Below are 17,939 nucleotides of genomic sequence, written 5' to 3'. Positions count from 1 at the left end.
AACTTTTGAAACGTTTGATAAACAGATTCCGGTCATTCGCAACCAGCTTTCGAGATGGCACACCTCGCCGCCGGAGTTATTCCGATTAAAGTTAAGCGAACCCCAAATGCCCTTCATTGTATTTCCAGAAGAATGAAACGGGCCTCTCCTGCAAAGACGGTTGCCCCATGTCACACATCACGCGAATGCCCCGAGAGCCATTGCATAACAGCGGCCTCCATGCATTCGCCATACGGAGTTACCATGAACACAGACGACATCATCCGTTTTGAGTCGGTACGCCAAGGGGTCTACCAGGGCCTCTCGGCCTGCTTTTGCCTGCCGGGCCCCCGGCTTGCCCCTGTCCCGGACACCCTGGTCTGCCTGTTGACGGCCCAGGAATCCGAAGCCGTGGGCCCCATGGCCCGCATGGCTTCCGCCATCGAATCGCCCACGGATTTTTCCAAGCTCCGGACCGAGTTCACCCGGCTGTTTGTGGGCCCCTACGGACGACTGGCCCCTCCCTGCGGGTCCGGCTACATGGACGGAGCCGACACCATGATGAGTGCCTCCGCCATGGATGCCGAGGCCAGGTACCGCAAGGCGGGCCTTGTGGTGGCTGACACCTTCAAAGAGGCCCCGGACCATATCGTCGCCGAGCTGGAGTTCCTCTGTTTTCTCGTCGAAAAGGAGATCGACGCCCTGGGTCCGGACACGGATGAGGTGCCCCAGGCACGTCTCCGTGAACAGAAAGAGTTCCTGGAACGTCACCTGGCCCGCTGGGTGCCCCCCTTTACCGAGAACATCACGCGCCATGCAACGTCCCCGTTTTATCTGAACCTTGCAACGGCTACCCGCATTATCATCCGGGAAAGCATGGACTACCTAAGCATCCCGGGCCTGTCGGAGCAGCCCACGCCAACAAGGTCCCGGCCATCTACGGCAACGCCCCCTCGCTCCAGAGGAGCCCGTACCATTTTCCTCAAAAACGAAAAAACAAAAGCAATGCCCCCGGCGGCGAGGTGAGCCACCTCGAAAGCAGGTAGCGAATGCGCTTGCCCCTTCGTTCCTCAGGGAAAATCACATTCGCCTTTGGTTCAGATTAAACTGAATCTGTTTTTTAAAACCTGTTTATCAAACTTTTCAAAAGTTTGGCTCCCGGCAGGGCCGCCGGAGGCATCTGTAACTCCGGCGGCGAGGTGAGCCACCTCGAAGGCAGTTCCGGATGTGCTTTAACTACCGTTCCTCGGGTTAAATCACAGCGGCACGCATGTGTGAATAGATGTCTGAGCCCTTACAAAACGAGCAACACAGACTCCGGAATCACCCGCCAGAGCCTGTCCGTCTTATACCGGCCCCTTATCAAAGGGCCTCTATTTACTTGCGTCCCATCATCAATTAGATATATATTTTCACTTTATGATCGTCTTTCGACGGCCATGGAGCCCACGCCTCTCATCATTTTTTCGTCCATAACTCACCCGATAAAATGCCGACGAAAGGCTCCGCCTTCAGTGGACTCCCCGGTCGTTTAAAATCCGAGCCATTACTCACCTGCCTTTGGGACAGGGACTCTTATAATAGTAAGGGCCCTGGAGACACGCCATGCAAGCCCATTTTTCACGATTCGCCATCATCGTTACCGTCCTTCTCGTATGCGTCTGCGCAGCCTGCGATGAAACCAACGACAGCCAGCCCCTCACCATTACCGGACACATCACCACCGACAAAACCGCCGCCGAAGGCGGGGGGGATATCTACGCCTCCGTCCTGAAAGGCGGGGGCCGGGAGATGATGTCCCGGGACCTGTCGGACTCCTTCGAGTCCATGACCCGCACAGCCCCCGACGGCAGTTTTTCCCTGGATCTCTCTGGGACCGGCCTGGCCCCCGGAGACACGGTGACCCTCATCGGCTTTCTCGACCGCAACGGAAACGGAGGCATTCCCACCCCGGACGCAGGGGATGCCATGGGATTTTTTATTGAAGAGGGGACCCTCACCCCGAGCTACACCCTGAAACCGGGGGTCAACAGCGGGGTCGACATCCGCATCAGCCGGGAGGTGTTCGACTTCGACAAGGAAATCTCAGGGACCATCACCGGTGGCTACACCGGCCCGGTCCATCTTTTTGCCTACGCAGGCGACATCAGGAGCCTTGATCTCTCAGCCCTGGATGTGGACAACATCATCGGCTACGCAAGCGTTGAAAAAAACGAGACGCCCCTGGACTACCGGCTGACGATCCTCCCCTACGGCCATGACCTGCCCATTGCCGATGTGACGGTCATGGCAATCTTTGACACCAACGAAAACGGCAGCCTTGATCCCGGCGAATCCGTGGCCTACCATTCACAGCACCCCAAAGGCCTGCCCACCCTCTTGACCCTGACCACGGCAGAACAGGACGGCATTTCCCTGGACTCCGACCGCGCCATGGTCCTTCCCGTCCCTGCGGGAGAGGCGATTTCCCTTTCGGGCCAAGTGGAACCCCCGGACGGCTACGACGCACACAGCGCCCCCCTGTTTGTCCTGGTGGCGGAAACGGATGATCCCAACATCCTTCTCACCCACCCCCTGTCCGTGACCCGGGCCTTCTACCGGCTGGATCCGGCAGCGGTGGATTTCAACCTGGACGTAAGCGCCACCGGCCTTGCCCCCGGAGACACCGTCATGGTCCTGGCCCTGTGGGACAAAAATTTCAAAGAGAACCCGGACACCCCGACCTACACCTCTTTTCCCGATGCCACCGACGGCGATCTTTTGGGGTATTACCAGGACAAAGACACCCTCACCGTGGCCCACCCCCTCCGCGCCGGGGTGAACGCCTTTGTCCCCCAGGCCGAGGGAAATATCCGGTTTGACGTCAACCGGCGAGTCATTGACCACAGTGCATCCCTGGCGTTCAAGGTTGAAAACGGAGGCGGGGTCACCGTCAACGCCGGAGACACCCTCCTTGTCATCTCCATAGAAAAAGAGGGGTTGAGGATTCTCCCACCCGCATTAACCGATCCCGACCGCATCGTTACCATGGCATCGGTGACCGCCACGGGAGATTCCGACCACACCTATGCCGTGCCGGTCATGGGGGCCCTCCTCGATGAGATCATCAAAACGCCCTTTGGTGTGGAGGAGGTGTATGTAATAGCCGTCCTGGACGCCAACCAAAACGGAAAACCCGATACCGGTGAAGCACTGGCATTCTACCCGGGGATCCTCGACCTCATCGACGGCACCAATACTCTGGATAGCCCTGTAAAATTCACCGTTTTCACCATTTAAGGGAACCGGCATCAAAAACCGAACTGAATCTTGCCTCCGGGTCCCTTTTCATTTGCCGCCACATGGGGTAAAACGTGTCCAGGCCGCTGGCAGCGGGCCTTGAATCACAAAAAAACCATGGGACCCACTGGCAATGCATCAAAACAACGAACTGGAACTGGCCTTTGAGTTTGTTCAAGGCACCCAACGCAACCTTTTCCTCACCGGAAAAGCGGGCACCGGCAAGACCACCTTTCTCCACCGGGTAAAGGAGGAAATTCCCAAGCGCATGGTGGTGGTGGCCCCCACCGGGGTGGCGGCCATCAACGCAGGCGGCACCACCATCCACTCCTTTTTCCAGATGCCCTTCGGGCCCCTGCCACCGGACACCACCCTCCAGAACCGCCGGTTCAGCAAAAAAAAGATCCACATCATCCAGTCCCTGGACCTTCTGGTCATCGATGAGATCAGCATGGTGCGCGCCGACCTCCTGGACGGTATCGACCAGGTGCTGAGGCGCTACCGGGACCGCACACAGCCTTTCGGCGGGGTGCAGCTCCTCATGATCGGGGATCTCCACCAGCTGGCCCCCATCATCAAGCCCGACGACTGGGAGCTCCTCTCCCCGTACTACGAAACAGGCTACTTTTTCAGCAGCCGGGCCTTCCAGGAGGCCTCGGTCCTCGGCCTGGAGCTCACCCACGTCTACCGGCAGAGCAACGAGGCCTTCATCAAGATCCTGAACGAGATCCGGGAAAACCGCCTCTCGGAAGCCTCCCGGGAACAGCTCAACACCCGGTACAAGCCCTCCGCCCTGCCGGGCCGCAAGGAGGGGTACATCACCCTGACCACCCACAATGCCAGCGCCGACCGCCTCAACGATGAGAAACTCGCCGCCATGGACTCCCCGGTGGTCACCTTTGACGCGGAGGTCACCGGCACCTTTCCCGAGTACGCCTACCCCGCCGATGAGCTGTTGCAGCTCAAAGAGGGGGCCCAGGTGATGTTTGTCAAAAACGACAGCTCATCGAAAAAAGAGTATTACAACGGCAAGATCGGCACCGTCACGGAAATCGACGACGAGGTGATCCATGTGCAGTGCGAAGGCCAGTCCCCCATCACGGTGAACCTGGAAAAGTGGGAAAACATCACCTATACGCTTAACGAAGAGACCAAGGAGATCGACGAAGAGGTGGTGGGAAGCTTTTCCCAGTACCCCCTGCGCCTTGCCTGGGCCATCACCATCCACAAGAGCCAGGGGCTCACCTTTGAAAAGGCCGTCATCGACGCTGGTGCCTCCTTTGCCCACGGGCAAACCTACGTGGCCCTCAGCCGGTGCAAAACCCTGGAAGGGATTGTCCTGAGCAGCAGGATCTCCCCGTCGGGCATCATCTGCGATGCGTCGGTGAACCAATTCACCCGGGCCATCGAAGAGAACCCGCCCACAAAACAGGACCTGTCCGAGGCCCGGCGCACCTGCCAGTTCACCCTCCTGGACGAGCTCTTCGGCTACCAGGCCCTGCACGAGAAAGTCAGCCACTGCCACACCACCCTTCACCACCACAAAAACGCGGTCCAGGGCACCCTCCTTGAGGCCCTCACGGAAATCCTCTCCACCACCCTGCCGGAGTTCACCCGCATCGCAGGGGCCTTTTCCAGGCAGGTGGCCTCCCTGATGGAAGACGACCTGGGCCTGGAAGAGAACGAGGTGATCCAGGACCGCATTCGAAAAGGGTGCGCCTACTTTTCCGAGCAGACCCGACACGCCATCTCCGAACGCCTCGACGAGGCCACCTTCGAAACCGACAACCAGTCGGTAAAAACCCTCATCGGCGATGCCCTGGTGGCCATCCGCGAAGAGCTCATCGTCAAAGAAACCTGCCTGAAGGGCTGCAAAGAAGGATTCAGGGTGGAGACCTTCCTGTCCATACGGACCCGGGCCTTTTTCAAAAGACAGAGCATCACCGCACGGGCCAAGGCCAAGGTCAAGAGCCTGTCCAGCGAGCACCCCAGGCTCCTGAACCAGCTCCGGGACTGGCGGAAACAACGGGCTGCCCGGGATGACATCAACCCGTCCCGCGTCGCCACCTTAAGCTCCCTTGTCACCATCTCCACCGAACACCCCGACACCATGGCACAGCTTCGGACCATCCAGGGCATGGGAGCCAAGCGGGTGAAGACATACGGTGCGGAGATCATCGAAATCGTGCGGGCCTACTCCGGGAAAGGGGAGAATAAAACAAGGACGGGCATCCAGCAGAGTCTGGATCTGGGGTAAAAAACGGGTGAGGCTGTAAAACTTCTGTGCTCAAAGTAGCGGAGAAATGCCTGCCTCCGGCGGCGAGGTGTGTCACCTCGAAAGCAGCTTGCGAATGCGCTTTCCCCTTCCTGCCTCAGGGGAACTCACATTCGCCTTTGATTCGAATTAAACTGAATCTGTTTTTTAAAACCTGTTTGACTATTTTTTTAGAAGGTTATCCATAGACAGGACCGGACCACCGGAGCCACACGGTGAGCAGGGGCCTTCATTTTATTGCAATAACCGTGACGACCCCGCCGTCTTCCGCGGCATCAACCCTGCCAAAGCCCGCCCCTTTGAGCTGCGCTTCCACCCACGCCTTTGACAGGCGACATTTTTCATACCAACTCGCCTTCAGCGTCCAGCCATCCTGGCCTTTGGTGTGGACCAGGTCATGCACCGTCACCGTTTCGGGGCCGTACTCCAGAAAACAGGTAAGGATGGTGCCCTCGTCGCTTTTCACCGGGATAAAGCGATCAAGGCCCGTCACCTCACCGGAGAGGTCCCGAAAGGTGAGGATCAGTGTACCGCCATCCTCCAGGGTCCCTGCCACCTTACCGAACAGGGCCGATACCGCCTCTTTGGATGGCAGGTGAAGCAGGGTGTCGGTCATGCACACCACCAGCTCCACCTTTTCCGTCAGGTACTCGTCAAAATGCATCAGGTCGCCTTCCACCGTCTCGATGGGCAACGAACCCGCGTGGTCCGCAAGCTCCCTTAAAAGGGGGCCGCTCAAATCAATGGCCGTCACCTTGAACCCCAGGCGGGCCAGGGGAATGGATTGAAACCCGCAGCCTGCTCCCAGGTCCAGGGCCGCGCCCGATCCCAAGGGGCGTATGCCGCGTGCATCGAAAAAATCGATGTTTCGCTCAACCCCTGAGGCGAACCCACCGAACATCCACGAGTAGACATCCGACAACACCACATCGTAATGGTCCTTCACCGTCGCCATACCGTTCTCCCATCGCCAAAAAGTGATACGATTCAGGGGGCGGCCTCATCCCAGCCAAAGGCCTTCCCCACCCCATTTCCCGCAGGCACGGCCCCCACTGGTTAACCAGAAGAAAGGCCGGGGATGTCTTTTCTTTCTCTTTTTGCTGAAATAACTTGAATTGTCATATGTATATCTATATTTAAATATTTTTATTAATTCAGCAGATCTTTCAGGAACCATGCGCATGAAGATTCAATGTCCGGCTTGTGCCAAAGCATACCGAATAAAAGACGAGATTGTTCACAAGGTACACAACAAAACCGCCAAATGCACCCAATGCGGGCAGTTGATCCCCATCGCACACTTCATCCTGGACAAAGAGGCCCTGGCGCCCTTTGCCACCGGTGAGGCGCTCAGGCAGGAGGTTGTCGGTAACCTTAAAAAGCTCTACCCCATGCCCCACATCCTGCTCAAGGCGCGCAAGCTCCTGGCCGGTGACGGCAACTTCGACGAGCTCGGCAGCCTCCTCAACACGGACCCAGCCCTTGCTAGCCGCGTCCTGAAGGTGGCCAACTCCGCCTACTACGGCATGAGCGGCAAGGTCTCATCCCTGCACATGGCGGCCACGGTCCTCGGCAGCGGCACCCTGATGCAGATCCTTCTTCTGGTGGGCAACGCCAAGGCCCTCGGCCAGTCCCTGAACGGTTACGGACTGGGCTCTGGTGAATTGTGGCGACACTCCCTTGCGGTGGCCGTGTGCTCCGGGCTCATCGAGAAAAAACTCCACGCCAGCGACGGGGAAGAAGCCTTTTTTGCAGGGCTCATGCACGACTCGGGAAAAATCATCCTCGACAGCTACGTGCTTGAGAGAAAGCCCCTGTTCACCCGTTATGAAGCCCTCACCCGCGAGCCCCTTTATGCCGTTGAAAAAAAGATCCTCGGCCTGACCCACGGGGACATCGGCTTTGAGCTGTGCCGCAAATGGAACCTGCCCGACCACATGGCAACGGCCATCCGGGACCATCATACCCCCGGCGCCTCAGGGGGCAACAAACTCGCCTATGTGATCCAGCTTGCAAACCACATGGCCGACCGGGCCCTGGGGTCCACCGCGAAAACCCCGCCCCTGCCCTCGGACGCCCTGACCTGCCTGCACATGACGGCCACCGAAGTCGAAGGCCTCATCACCGAGGCCCTGACGGCCGTTGAAACCATGGAAGAGGACACCTATTGATCCCCCCTGGCTTGCTCTCCGTCAGGACCTGCCGACGTTAAAACCGATTCCGGCTTTGATGGCGCTCGGCTTTTGGATGGCTTTTGCGGTGCCGTCTATCCCCTGGAACTGACGGTGACGTTCATCCCCTATGTCGTACACGCTCACCCGTTTGCTGTTGTCGGTATCGGGCCTGGTGCCAAAGGCCCGTTTCAACAGGCCGCTGTCCTTGTCGTTATCCACGGATTGCCGGGCCGCCCGGGTGTAAGAAAACATGGTGCCCCCTGCCATGGGATCGTCAATCAACAGGGACAGCCATGACAACTCACCAAGAGAAGATCCGGACATCGCGGTTCCGTGCCCGCTTGTCAACACGTCCTGTCACCATGTCAATCAGGGAATCCCGGGGAAGACGACCCTGCGAACCGGCTGAAGACGATGGGCTTTTTGTGCATGACATCCGATCCCTGCAGGTGTATACCTTATTCGACTATACGAGGAATAAGGAAATAAAGCCCCATGCCCGGCCAACCTTCCGCGACCGCGGTTTGCAAAAAGGCCCGGCTCCACCACAGGAAGACACATGAACATTACCTGCGCCCACTGCTCAAAAACCTATCGGATCAGCGACGATCTGGTTTACCAGATCACCCATATCCCCTTGATGTGCACCGCCTGCGGAAGTGCCATCGCCATCGAACCCCTGATCCTCTCCGAGGACGATCTCCATGCCCATCCCTCAGGGGCGGCCCTCAGGCAGGAGGTGGTGGAAAACCTCAAAAAGCTCTACCCCATGCCCCACATCCTCTTAAAGGCGCGAACACTGCTCTCCGGGCAAAAGAACTTCAAGGAGCTCGAACACCTGCTCAGCACGGATCCCGCCCTGGCCGGACGGGTCCTCAAAATCGCCAACTCGGCCTACTACGGCATGAGCGGCAAGGTCTCCTCTGTCCAGATGGCTGCCACCGTCCTCGGCACCGACACCCTCCTTCAGATCATCACCCTGGTGGGGTACTCAAAAATGCTTGGCCGCACCCTTGAAGGATACGGCCTGGACTCGGGAGAGCTCTGGAAGCACTCCCTGGCCGTGGCGATCTGCGCCAGACTCATTGAAGAGACCCTCCAGGCGAAAAACGGGGAAGACGCCTTTCTGGCCGGGTTGATGCATGACGCGGGAAAAATCATCCTGGACACCTATATCCAGGACAGGCAGCTCCTGTTCACAAGGTACGCCCACCTCACCCACGCCCCCATGACCGTGACAGAGCAAAAAATCCTGGAGTTTACCCACGCAGATATCGGCGGCGAGCTCTGCAGGAAGTGGAACCTCCCGGAAACCATGGCAACGGCCATCCAGTTCCACCACACCCCTGCGGACTCCGGCGGCAATCGCCTCGCCTACATCCTCAACCTCGCAGACCACATGGCTCAGGGGCTCTTTTCGGCCTCCGAAGCGGCGCCCCTGAAAGAGACCCTGGAGTTCCTTCCCATTCCGCAAATTGCCCTGAAGGACCTGATGCGCAAAGCCCAGGACGCCCTGGAGATCCTGGAAGAGGATACGTATTAGGGCGGGTGATATAGGTGATCATGGATGGTCAGGGTCGGCTTCTTGAAGGCCTTGAAAATAGCCTGCCAGGGTGTGTTCTCCGCAAGTGGGTGCAACCATGTCCGTGGTCATCACATGCATAAAAAACTCCACCGGGCCAAAGCGCGGGGCGCTTAAACAGATTCGTCCTGCAACCAGCACGAAGCGACGCACCCAGTCCGGCACGAAGGTCACCTTCGGGCTCTTGCCCACAGCAGCAAAGGCAAGGCCCGCGATTTCGTTTTGTGTGAGCACCTCCGGCCCCCCTACGTCAATCTCCCGAGCCGATTCTTTCAGCGCCCCCACGCACACCCGGGCCAGATCCTGCCCATGGATGGGGTTGGATTTGTATTGCCCGTCACCGAACAGGTAAACCCGCCCCCTGGCTGCCATGGCGTGAAACTCAGCCATATCGGAGAAAAAGCCGTTGGGCCGGATGATACAGAACTCAAGGCCCGAGCCCTTCAACGCCTCGACGAATTTTTCCTTGGCACGGCAGATCTGTAGCTGCGTCATGGACGCCCCGTTCAGCACGGACACATAGACAAACTTTTTCACCCCGCTTTGCTGTGCAGCCTCAAGGAGGTTCAGGTTGGCCTGATAATCCACATCCATGTAGGTGAGGCCGTCCTTCTGCTTGGTGATACCGACGGCAGAGACCACCATGTCCACGTTGTCGCAACACCCCTGAAGCGAAGCCCTGTCCGTGACCTCGGCACGGACGACTTCATCGGCCGGGCACCCCGAGGCCTCAAATTTTTCAACGTCGCGGACCACCACCCTGGTATGGTACTTCCGGTCCTGAAGCTCCCTTGCGATAAAACCGCCCAGGTAACCTGTTGCCCCTGCAAGTAAAATTCTGGCCATCGGGTGCCCCTTCCTCATTGTGTGGTTTTCATTTCAAACCCTGAATATCCCTATTTCTGTCGTATAGAGTTCACAGCGTCTCCCCGGATGGCGGCAGGTATACCCGGGCGACGGTATCAAAGGTGACGTAGTAGTAGTCCCTTCGCCACCCTGGCGCGGAAAAGATGACTCCCTGAAATAAGGTGTTCATGTTGACACGCGCCTTCTCTTCTCCGCTCTCGACATCCAGCACCACAGAAGCATCTCCCCTGCCGTATGCGTAGTCATTGGTGCAGAGCTCACCGGTGTCTGGAAAATAGATCATGTGGTTGGAGGCACCAAAACCCTCCTTTTCCCAGAGCAGGGTAAACGCGTTAGCCTCCGGCCCATGGCGCCAGGCCTTGATCACCGCATTGGCCGAATCATAGGCAACGAGGATCTTTTTGTCTTCGCAGTAAACGGGCGGATTGGTGACGGTCCCCAGAGGAAGCCCTGAAACGGGAAAGACCGTGGCATCGGAAGCATCGGCAAGGGAGACGCGGACCACATGGGTCATTCCGGGAGTCTCGGCGGCACCGAGCATGGAGATCCGATACCCGTGGTCACCGTTGTCCAGGAACCAGGCGTTCTTTTCGCTGATAACCGGGTCCCAGCCGAAACTTCGCCCGGTCTCCTTGACATAGTCGAAGACCCATTTCTCGTCGAAAACAGGTTTGTAGGCACGGGAACTCCAGGGGTACCGGAAGATGGAGCGGGTGCCCACCACATAGACCGTGTTGCCCCGGGCACTGATCCGGGCCACGGAGGGCTCGTACAGGGGGATGTGGTCACAGACGGGCTTCATGGTAATGGGGTCCAGGACGGTCAGATGGGACGCCTTTTCGGACATCTCTTTCATTACCAGGGTCCCGTTGTCTAAAATAACAAAGGAGTTGTAGGGATGGTTGTAAGGTAACCGGTATGAGGCCAACAGGTGACAATCCGCGTCCAGGCGATGGCACCATCTGCCAAACACCACGTAGAGATCGCCGTTTGCGTGGGCCGCAACCCCGCCCGGCCAGCCCGGACCCGCCTTAAGCCTGGGAGAACGCGTGATGGTCTCAAGGGTAACGGGATCCACCCGCTCCAACCGACTGTAGGAGGGCAACCCGAGGTACCGGTTCCTGGCAAGGGCGGTGGTCAGGAGATACACCTCTCCGGGCCTGCGCAGGATCACCATGTTGGCAAGACGGCTGAAACGCCGGGTAACCTTTACCCGGCTCCCCTCCCGGATATCGAGCCCCGGAAGGTTGCCCGGCACCTGAAGCCGTTCAGGACCGCCGTCTTCCCCGGGCCAGGGGGAGTGGAAATATCCCGACATGAACGGGTGCGGGGTTCCTGCAGGGGCGCTTTGTATCGTAACGCCCTCTTCGGCAGCGCGCCCGTTCAGCATCGGCAGAAACAACACGCCGTAAAGGCAAAGGGCAAGGAGAACGCGCACGTCGGAGCGCCTGAGAAGGACCACACCGGCATAACGGCGCGCAGCCAGCGGAAGCACCAGCAGCATGCCCAGGCCCAAAAGGGCCACACCTGCCGGATCGCTGTCCATAAACGAGGCAACCATCCCGGCGACACACCCGAGCGTGACCAACCATGATACGGCTTTCATCTGCCTCCCCTTCGTCGCTGACGGCGCACGAAAAGCCACCGATGATGGGACCGGAAGTGCCCAGAACAACCTCAAGGGCCACAAAAAAACGGATCCACGGAATTATTCCCCCAAAGACGCACCGAACCTATGGATATCTTATATACAAAACTCAGCCGACAGTGGAGAAGAATAAATGAGAAAAGGATAAAAAGTATTGAAGGGTTGTCGTCGTTTGCGATGACCGGGATAAAAATCAGGAACCACGAGGAAGGATAAAGGGAAAGAAAAAAAGTGGCGTCCCCAAGGGGATTTGAACCCCTGTCGCCGGCGTGAAAGGCCGGTGTCCTGGACCAGGCTAGACGATGGGGACGCAATCTTTTTTTCTTAAAGGTTGTGGCGGGAGTGACGAGACTCGAACTCGCGGCCTCCAGCGTGACAGGCTGGCGTTCTAACCAAACTGAACTACACCCCCGCAACCTTTAAGGGGTTGTCAGGTGGTGCCCAGGGGCGGAATCGAACCACCGACACGGGGATTTTCAGTCCCCTGCTCTACCGACTGAGCTACCTGGGCTCACCAAACGAGAACAGGTTCTAAAGAAATCCGGCGGATGTGTCAACCAAAAATTTCACGAAATGCAAAAGGGGCCTGTTTCCCAAGGTTCCCGACAGCCGCCCCCACATCACTTTGTGGTGGGTAACCCCACGGTATCGTAGGTGAGTTTGGACGGGTTGTTGCTCATGCCATTTTGAAAGGGATACTTGGACAAAGATGCCTGAAAAGCTGCCACCACGCCCCCGCTGGGAGCAATAAGCCACATGTTGTCTGCCATCCAGCGAATGTACATCCCCGACTCCTTGGGAGCGGTTTCATAGGGATCGGCCTTTAAGTTCACAATTTCAGGCAAGGCAGACGTTGTCCTCGTCGCGCTGAACTGGTTGCCCCACTCCAGGGCAAAGTTCAGTTTCCAGTCCCGCCAGCGAACGGCATTGAGTTCACCTGACGAGGAGAAATACAGAAACGATTCCCGGGGTCCGGTCTTGGCTTCTCCGGAAAAGTAGGGAAGGAAGTTGTACCCGTCGGGATGAATTTTCCATTTTTTGCCGTTGGCCTTGTGGCCCTTTTTCAATTTGGAGACAATATCGGGTTCACCGGCGGCGGCCAGCAAGGTCGGCATCCAATCCTCATGGGACATGATGGCGTTGATCTTTGTCCCCGGCTTGATGACGCCGGGCCAACGGCACACAATGGGGGCACGGAAGCCGCCCTCGTTTGTCGTCCCCTTCTCCCCGTTAAAGGGGTTGGTGGCCCCGTCCGGCCAGGCGACCTTCTGCGCACCGTTGTCCGTGGAATAAATAACAATGGTGTTCTCCGCAATGCCGAGTTCATCAAGCTTGTCCAGGAGTTTTCCGATGTGGGTGTCGTGCTCGGTCATCCCGTCGGCAAACACACTTACCCCTGTGATCCCGCGGTATTTTTCCTGGAGGCGTGTCCACACATGCATCCGCGTGGCATTGTGCCACACAAAAAAGGGCTTGCCCGCCTTGTGGGAACGATCGATAAAATCCAGGGAACCTGCCAGGAGCTCTTCATCAACGGTTTCCATGCGCTTTCGCGTCAGAGGCCCTGTGTCCTCAATCTTGCCGTCGGCCGTGGACTTAATCACCCCCCGCGGACCAAATTTCTCGTGAAATTCCTTCTCCTTGGGATAGTAATATGTTTCCGGCTCCTCTTCAGCATTCAAATGGTACAGGTTGCCGAAAAATTCATCGAACCCGTGGTTGGTGGGCAGGTGAACATCCTGGTCTCCCAGGTGGTTCTTACCGAACTGGCCCGTTGCGTAGCCCTTCTCTTTCAACAGGTCGGCAATGGTCGGCGCCCAGTTGGGAATCCCATGGGTGGATCCGGGCAGCCCGATGGAGAGAAGCCCCGTTCGAAAGGGGCATTGCCCAAGGATGAATGCGGCCCTGCCGGCGGTGCAGGATTGTTGGGCATAGTAGTCCGTAAACAGCGCGCCTTCATCCGCAATACGATCGATGTTCGGTGTCTGGTACCCCATAATGCCATGGCTGTAGGCGCTGATATTGGTTTGCCCTACATCGTCGCCCCAGATCACCAGGATATTGGGCGGTTTTTTCTCTTCGGCGAAGCCGTATCCCCCGACGATAAACACGAACAAGACGAGTACTGGAACGTATTTAATTTTCATCGACCGCCTCCATCGTATTCAGTTGTTTCAGCATCATGATGCCGACAGCAGAAAAGCCCAGTTCAAGAACCATATAGAGAAACAGCAACCAGTGAGGCATGCCGTCCACCACAAGGCTCAACGCCCTGCCCAGAGCCAACCCGGACATAAAGGCCACAAGGCTGTAAAGAGCTGGGCGGGTCAATGCGCTGTTGCGGGCCCCGATGACCCAAAAAACGACAAAGGCCCCGTAGAGCCCCATAACGGCACGAAAAATATGCGCCAGGTTCACGTCCTGGACCGTGATATTAAAAAGAAATTTCAGGCTGGCCTGGGGATTGAACCCATAGGACAGAGCAATGGGGGTCAGACCCGCTGCGGCCACAAGCAAGAAGATCTGTGCGCTGTTCATGTGCTGTGCCTCCTTACCGTCGTTAGTGAATATATTGAAATTGATGGGGTGGTCTCAAGAAAAAGTAAAAAGACCGTAAGGCTGTGCGAGACGTTTAGCCCAGGACACATAGCCGCGCCGGACGAACACCTGGCGGCACCGGCATCATAAGCAGCTGTCTTCAGGCCTTAATCATTTTTCGTATTCTTAATTGAGAGTGACCCGGGGGGGTGTTGCAGAAGAGAGCAAGGCATCGATAGAAGTACCTGGGGCCTATTGGACAACCTTAAGGCCACGCATTGGTTTTGTCAAGAAAATCAAATAGAAGCCCACGCAGCAGCGACATTATACAGACATCATCCATGAATTGCTGAGTCACCATCAGCGGCGGCAACAAAGCCATTGATCACAGAGCCAATCCCCTTGTATATTTAAATCTTTGAGCAACCTGCAACGTCTCTGCTGTTCCACAGGAGGTCACCATGACGCATCTCACCCGACTACTGTTCATGACTCTTTTTGGTGTGGCGACCCTTATGGGGTGTGCGGGAAATTCAGGGTCACCTGAGCCTGCGGCCCCCGCCATTTCCGAAAGCACCCAGGGACACCATGAATTTGATATTCACGGCAAGGTGGTTTTTACGGGCCTGGAAGGGGGATTCTTTGCCATTGAAGGAAACGACGGACACACATACGACCCGATCAACCTCCCGGCCCCATTTCAAAAAGACGGGCTCAAGGTAAAGATTACGGCCCGGAAAAGAACTGACATATCAAGCATCCACATGCGCGGAACAATCATAGAAATCATCGGTATCAGCACGGAGTAAAAACGACGAAAAAAAAGACACCGAAAGTCGAATTCGAAAGGGGACAGGTTCTTTATGTTGTGATCCCTCGAAGATGAATAGAATTGATTCGGCGATAAATCTTGGTCAGTCGAATTTAGGGGGGGGGGACAGGCTCTTAAAACCCAGATAAAACTGCCCCTCCCGCCCCCCCCTCCAAAATCCATAAGACCCAAGCCGGAGAAACCAGACGGGGCGGTGAAACCCCGGACTCCCGGCTCAAAACCTTAGAACCTGACAGCTGACACCTTGCCCTCAAGATGATCTGCCAGATCCTTTAATGTATCGACGTTACTGCCCACAAGGGTACTGGAGTTCAGCATCTCTGTTGCTGCCTGGTCTACCTCGCTGATGTCATGGGCAATTTCCCCCGAAACCGTAGCACTCTGGGACATACTGACCGTGATCTCTTCGGTCCCCATGGAGGCCTGGGCAATGTTATCCGCAATTTCTTTGCTTGTAACGGACTGCTCTTCGATGGAAGAGGCGATGGTTGTGACCAGCTCGTTGAGCTGATCTATAATATCGGAAATGCTCTGGATCTCATGAATGGCGTCTGCAGTGGCACCTTGAATACCATCAACCTGTCCCTTGATTTCAAGGGTGGCATCCGAGGTCTGTATCGCCAGCGCCTTGATCTCACTGGCAACCACAGAAAAGCCCTTACCGGCCTCTCCGGCCCGTGCGGCCTCAATGGTGGCATTCAATGCCAGAAGGTTTGTCTGCTGGGAAATTTCGTTGATAGCCTCGGTTACTTTGCTTATTTCATTGGCGGATTTACCCAGCGTATCTATCTTTGATGACGCATGTTTTGAGAGGGCCACGGCCTCGTCGTTGATATTCCTGGCCGTTGAGGTGTTCTGAGCAATTTCATTGATTGTGCTTGTCATCTCTTCAAGGGCTGCAGCAACCATGTTGATATTGGAAGAAGCCTGCTCCGTGGCTGCCGAAACCGACGTGATATTGACGTTCATCTCTTCTGCAGCCGCAGCCACCGTATTGGACCGGTCTGAGGTCTGAGCGGAGCCAGAAACCATTTGGGAAGAAATATCGGTCAACTCAGAGGCGGAAGTGGTCAGGGTATGAACCCCTGAATTGATATCGGTAAACAGCTCACGCAGGCTTACGGCCATGGTCTCCATGTCTTTGTAAACCCCTTGGATTTCGTGCTTGCCGTTCCGGTGAAACTCGACCAGCAAATCGCCATTGGCAATGCTGTGGGCCACCTCGGCAATCTGAGCGGGATCGCAACCAAGCTGTGAAAGGACACTTCGGGTCAAGAAAAACACGACGATTATCCCCACAAGAAGTGCGGCAAGGCTCAGAAGGGCAATAAATTTCTGTCCCTTAAGGTTCGACGCCTGGAGCCTTGGCCCGATCTGGTCTTGAACCCCCTTGATATCAAGCTTGATCTCCTCAATCAATGAAGCCACTGAAGGCCCGATACGGTCCAGCACTCCAGTTACGATTTTGTCCCGTTTTTCCTGCACCGCCTGTGCTCGGGCATGGCCTTCCATATATTTTTCAAGGCTCCCCCGGATGTTGGCCAGGGCCTCTTGTTGAGTGCCACTTGCCATGGTTTGCGCCAGGCGATTCAGGTCCTCCTGCATGGATTCAAATTCCGCCGTGACCTTCCGGGCATCGCTACTGGAATGGCTGATAAAAAACTGGGTCTCATACACTTTGGCTGCCAGCAAGTGCTTCATGGCATTGCCCGCATTATAAAGGGTTGTTGTCTCATTGCTTCGTTCAGAAGAACCCATAACGTCAGAAAGGAGGGCTTCCAGCCTCGGGCCATAAACATCCAGGGAGTCTTGCTTTAGGTGATCGTATTGTTCGGTCAACGAAACAACCTCTTCAAACGCCTGGCGGTATCGGATCACATCCTCTTCAATTTGATCAATTTTCGCTGCACGATCGGGGTGCTCGATATCCTTTCCCGCCCTTTCAAGAAAGGCGTACATTTTTTCGTAATATTTCTGAAACTCTTCTCTGTCGGATTCGTTTCCGTTGATAAGGTATCCTTTCACACTCATACGAGCCATGAGCATATTGGCTTGAATGCGTCCCGACAGGTTGGTATCGCGAGCCATGTCACGGTAACTCGTAAACCCCTGGGAGGAGGAGCTCAATTTGGAAATACCCAGCAATGAAGTAAAAACGAGCAGGATCAATATAGTCGCAAACCCCAAGATAAGTTTGGATCGGAGTGTCATTGTCTTAAAAATAGTCATCGTATCAAAATTTCCTTCAAAAGAAATGTCAGCAGCAACATCGTTACTGAATAAACACAAAGGATGGCAGCACAACCAGAAACAGGGAGAATACATCTTCCCTTTTACCTTTGATCAGCGCTCACTCAACACGCACACAGCGTGTAGTTCATGTAAGAACCATGCAAGGAATCTCCAACAATCATTGTGACCATACTGAGCCAGCAAACGCACTTGCATCCCCCTTCTGGATGCCCTTGCAGCAACTCAATACAAAAACTGAAGGTCTCGTCAGACCTATGGAAAAAAACAACACAGAAGGAGATCTCAATCATCCACGATGCAGCAACAATCCCATGGGGTGCATCGAAAACTCTTGTCGCGTGTCCCCAACGGGGCACCGCTTTCGTATCTCCTGGACAGCATGTGTTGGCCTGCGTTTCTCTCCTTTCCAAAAATCGTGCCAACCCTTGGTGCCGAAAAACCGAAAAGCCCTGAATCTGAAGGTTCCTTCGTAGCAAACAACAAAAAAGCAGCCCCTAACACCCTGGGTAAAC

Annotated in this window: 13 protein-coding genes and 3 tRNA genes; 6 read left to right on the top strand and 10 right to left on the bottom strand. The window is 56.2% G+C overall.

From position 1 onward, the window contains the following. Positions 1 to 243: 243 nt before the first annotated feature. The 3 genes from BLQ12_RS10550 (at position 244) to BLQ12_RS28180 (ending at position 5,515) form a co-directional block, all read left to right on the top strand. Positions 244 to 1,005 carry a TorD/DmsD family molecular chaperone gene (locus tag BLQ12_RS10550; protein ID WP_175469642.1) on the top strand — a complete coding sequence of 254 codons (762 nt, stop codon included), beginning with the start codon at positions 244 to 246 and terminating at the stop codon, positions 1,003 to 1,005. Positions 1,006 to 1,584: 579 nt separating this feature from the next. Then, positions 1,585 to 3,258 (top strand): hypothetical protein, encoded by a 1,674-nt coding sequence (locus tag BLQ12_RS10545; RefSeq protein WP_092210609.1) that lies wholly within the window; start codon positions 1,585 to 1,587, stop codon positions 3,256 to 3,258. Positions 3,259 to 3,391: 133 nt separating this feature from the next. Beyond that, the gene (locus BLQ12_RS28180; RefSeq protein ID WP_092210608.1) at positions 3,392 to 5,515 is read left to right on the top strand and encodes an HRDC domain-containing protein; all 2,124 of its coding nucleotides are present in this window, start codon (positions 3,392 to 3,394) and stop codon (positions 5,513 to 5,515) included. A 247-nt stretch (positions 5,516 to 5,762) separates the two neighbouring features. Here the strand turns inward: BLQ12_RS28180 and BLQ12_RS10535 are convergent, their stop codons facing one another. Next, on the bottom strand, positions 5,763 to 6,488 hold the full coding sequence (locus BLQ12_RS10535; protein ID WP_092210607.1) for a class I SAM-dependent methyltransferase: 726 nt from the start codon (positions 6,486 to 6,488) through the stop codon (positions 5,763 to 5,765). A gap of 226 nt (positions 6,489 to 6,714) precedes the next feature. On the opposite strand from BLQ12_RS10535, the gene BLQ12_RS10530 reads away from it, so the two are divergent. Next, a complete protein-coding gene (locus BLQ12_RS10530) occupies positions 6,715 to 7,704 on the top strand; it encodes an HDOD domain-containing protein (RefSeq protein WP_175469641.1) in 990 nt (329 codons plus the stop codon). A 21-nt stretch (positions 7,705 to 7,725) separates the two neighbouring features. Here the strand turns inward: BLQ12_RS10530 and BLQ12_RS10525 are convergent, their stop codons facing one another. Then, positions 7,726 to 8,031 carry a hypothetical protein gene (locus BLQ12_RS10525; RefSeq protein WP_092210605.1) on the bottom strand — a complete coding sequence of 102 codons (306 nt, stop codon included), beginning with the start codon at positions 8,029 to 8,031 and terminating at the stop codon, positions 7,726 to 7,728. Between the two features lie 235 nt (positions 8,032 to 8,266). On the opposite strand from BLQ12_RS10525, the gene BLQ12_RS10520 reads away from it, so the two are divergent. Continuing rightward, the gene (locus BLQ12_RS10520) at positions 8,267 to 9,250 is read left to right on the top strand and encodes an HDOD domain-containing protein (RefSeq protein WP_092210604.1); all 984 of its coding nucleotides are present in this window, start codon (positions 8,267 to 8,269) and stop codon (positions 9,248 to 9,250) included. Between the two features lie 18 nt (positions 9,251 to 9,268). On the opposite strand, the gene BLQ12_RS10515 is transcribed toward BLQ12_RS10520, so the two are convergent. The 7 genes from BLQ12_RS10515 to BLQ12_RS10485 all read right to left on the bottom strand — a co-directional run bounded on the left by BLQ12_RS10515 (position 9,269) and on the right by BLQ12_RS10485 (position 14,342). Further along, a complete protein-coding gene (locus BLQ12_RS10515; RefSeq protein ID WP_092210603.1) occupies positions 9,269 to 10,135 on the bottom strand; it encodes an SDR family oxidoreductase in 867 nt (288 codons plus the stop codon). Positions 10,136 to 10,205: 70 nt separating this feature from the next. Then, the gene (locus BLQ12_RS10510) at positions 10,206 to 11,762 is read right to left on the bottom strand and encodes a hypothetical protein (RefSeq protein ID WP_092210602.1); all 1,557 of its coding nucleotides are present in this window, start codon (positions 11,760 to 11,762) and stop codon (positions 10,206 to 10,208) included. A gap of 274 nt (positions 11,763 to 12,036) precedes the next feature. Continuing rightward, a tRNA-Glu gene (locus BLQ12_RS10505) sits at positions 12,037 to 12,114 on the bottom strand. A gap of 24 nt (positions 12,115 to 12,138) precedes the next feature. After that, positions 12,139 to 12,216 (bottom strand) — tRNA-Asp (locus BLQ12_RS10500). A gap of 23 nt (positions 12,217 to 12,239) precedes the next feature. Continuing rightward, positions 12,240 to 12,315 (bottom strand) — tRNA-Phe (locus BLQ12_RS10495). Between the two features lie 109 nt (positions 12,316 to 12,424). Continuing rightward, on the bottom strand, positions 12,425 to 13,951 hold the full coding sequence (locus BLQ12_RS10490) for an arylsulfatase (protein ID WP_092210601.1): 1,527 nt from the start codon (positions 13,949 to 13,951) through the stop codon (positions 12,425 to 12,427). Continuing rightward, positions 13,941 to 14,342, bottom strand: a complete 402-nt coding sequence (locus BLQ12_RS10485; protein ID WP_092210600.1) for a DUF4345 domain-containing protein — start codon at positions 14,340 to 14,342, stop codon at positions 13,941 to 13,943. Before BLQ12_RS10485 ends, BLQ12_RS10490 begins: the two co-directional genes overlap by 11 nt. 461 nt (positions 14,343 to 14,803) lie before the next feature. Here BLQ12_RS10485 and BLQ12_RS10480 point away from each other — a divergent pair, with 461 nt between their 5' ends. Beyond that, positions 14,804 to 15,151: a hypothetical protein gene (locus BLQ12_RS10480; RefSeq protein ID WP_139163936.1), complete on the top strand. Its 348-nt coding sequence runs from the start codon at positions 14,804 to 14,806 to the stop codon at positions 15,149 to 15,151. Between the two features lie 245 nt (positions 15,152 to 15,396). On the opposite strand, the gene BLQ12_RS10475 is transcribed toward BLQ12_RS10480, so the two are convergent. Continuing rightward, positions 15,397 to 17,403, bottom strand: a complete 2,007-nt coding sequence (locus BLQ12_RS10475; RefSeq protein WP_175469640.1) for a HAMP domain-containing methyl-accepting chemotaxis protein — start codon at positions 17,401 to 17,403, stop codon at positions 15,397 to 15,399. Between the last annotated feature and the right edge of the window lie 536 nt (positions 17,404 to 17,939).

Origin of the sequence: Desulfoluna spongiiphila (genome assembly GCF_900101345.1) — a bacterium.
Classification (GTDB): Bacteria; Desulfobacterota; Desulfobacteria; order Desulfobacterales; family Desulfolunaceae; genus Desulfoluna; species Desulfoluna spongiiphila.
This window is presented reverse-complemented; position numbering and strand designations above follow the sequence as displayed.

What these genes read in the sequence shown, in the direction of transcription:
- BLQ12_RS10475 (WP_175469640.1), bottom strand. Translation starts at nt 17,403, where the DNA reads ATGACTATTTTTAAGACAATGACACTCCGATCCAAACTTATCTTGGGG.
- BLQ12_RS10530 (WP_175469641.1), top strand. Translation starts at nt 6,715, where the DNA reads ATGAAGATTCAATGTCCGGCTTGTGCCAAAGCATACCGAATAAAAGAC.
- BLQ12_RS10480 (WP_139163936.1), top strand. Translation starts at nt 14,804, where the DNA reads ATGACGCATCTCACCCGACTACTGTTCATGACTCTTTTTGGTGTGGCG.
- BLQ12_RS10510 (WP_092210602.1), bottom strand. Translation starts at nt 11,762, where the DNA reads ATGAAAGCCGTATCATGGTTGGTCACGCTCGGGTGTGTCGCCGGGATG.
- BLQ12_RS10525 (WP_092210605.1), bottom strand. Translation starts at nt 8,031, where the DNA reads ATGTCCGGATCTTCTCTTGGTGAGTTGTCATGGCTGTCCCTGTTGATT.
- BLQ12_RS10535 (WP_092210607.1), bottom strand. Translation starts at nt 6,488, where the DNA reads ATGGCGACGGTGAAGGACCATTACGATGTGGTGTTGTCGGATGTCTAC.
- BLQ12_RS10485 (WP_092210600.1), bottom strand. Translation starts at nt 14,342, where the DNA reads ATGAACAGCGCACAGATCTTCTTGCTTGTGGCCGCAGCGGGTCTGACC.
- BLQ12_RS10490 (WP_092210601.1), bottom strand. Translation starts at nt 13,951, where the DNA reads ATGAAAATTAAATACGTTCCAGTACTCGTCTTGTTCGTGTTTATCGTC.
- BLQ12_RS10545 (WP_092210609.1), top strand. Translation starts at nt 1,585, where the DNA reads ATGCAAGCCCATTTTTCACGATTCGCCATCATCGTTACCGTCCTTCTC.
- BLQ12_RS10550 (WP_175469642.1), top strand. Translation starts at nt 244, where the DNA reads ATGAACACAGACGACATCATCCGTTTTGAGTCGGTACGCCAAGGGGTC.
- BLQ12_RS10520 (WP_092210604.1), top strand. Translation starts at nt 8,267, where the DNA reads ATGAACATTACCTGCGCCCACTGCTCAAAAACCTATCGGATCAGCGAC.
- BLQ12_RS28180 (WP_092210608.1), top strand. Translation starts at nt 3,392, where the DNA reads ATGCATCAAAACAACGAACTGGAACTGGCCTTTGAGTTTGTTCAAGGC.
- BLQ12_RS10515 (WP_092210603.1), bottom strand. Translation starts at nt 10,135, where the DNA reads ATGGCCAGAATTTTACTTGCAGGGGCAACAGGTTACCTGGGCGGTTTT.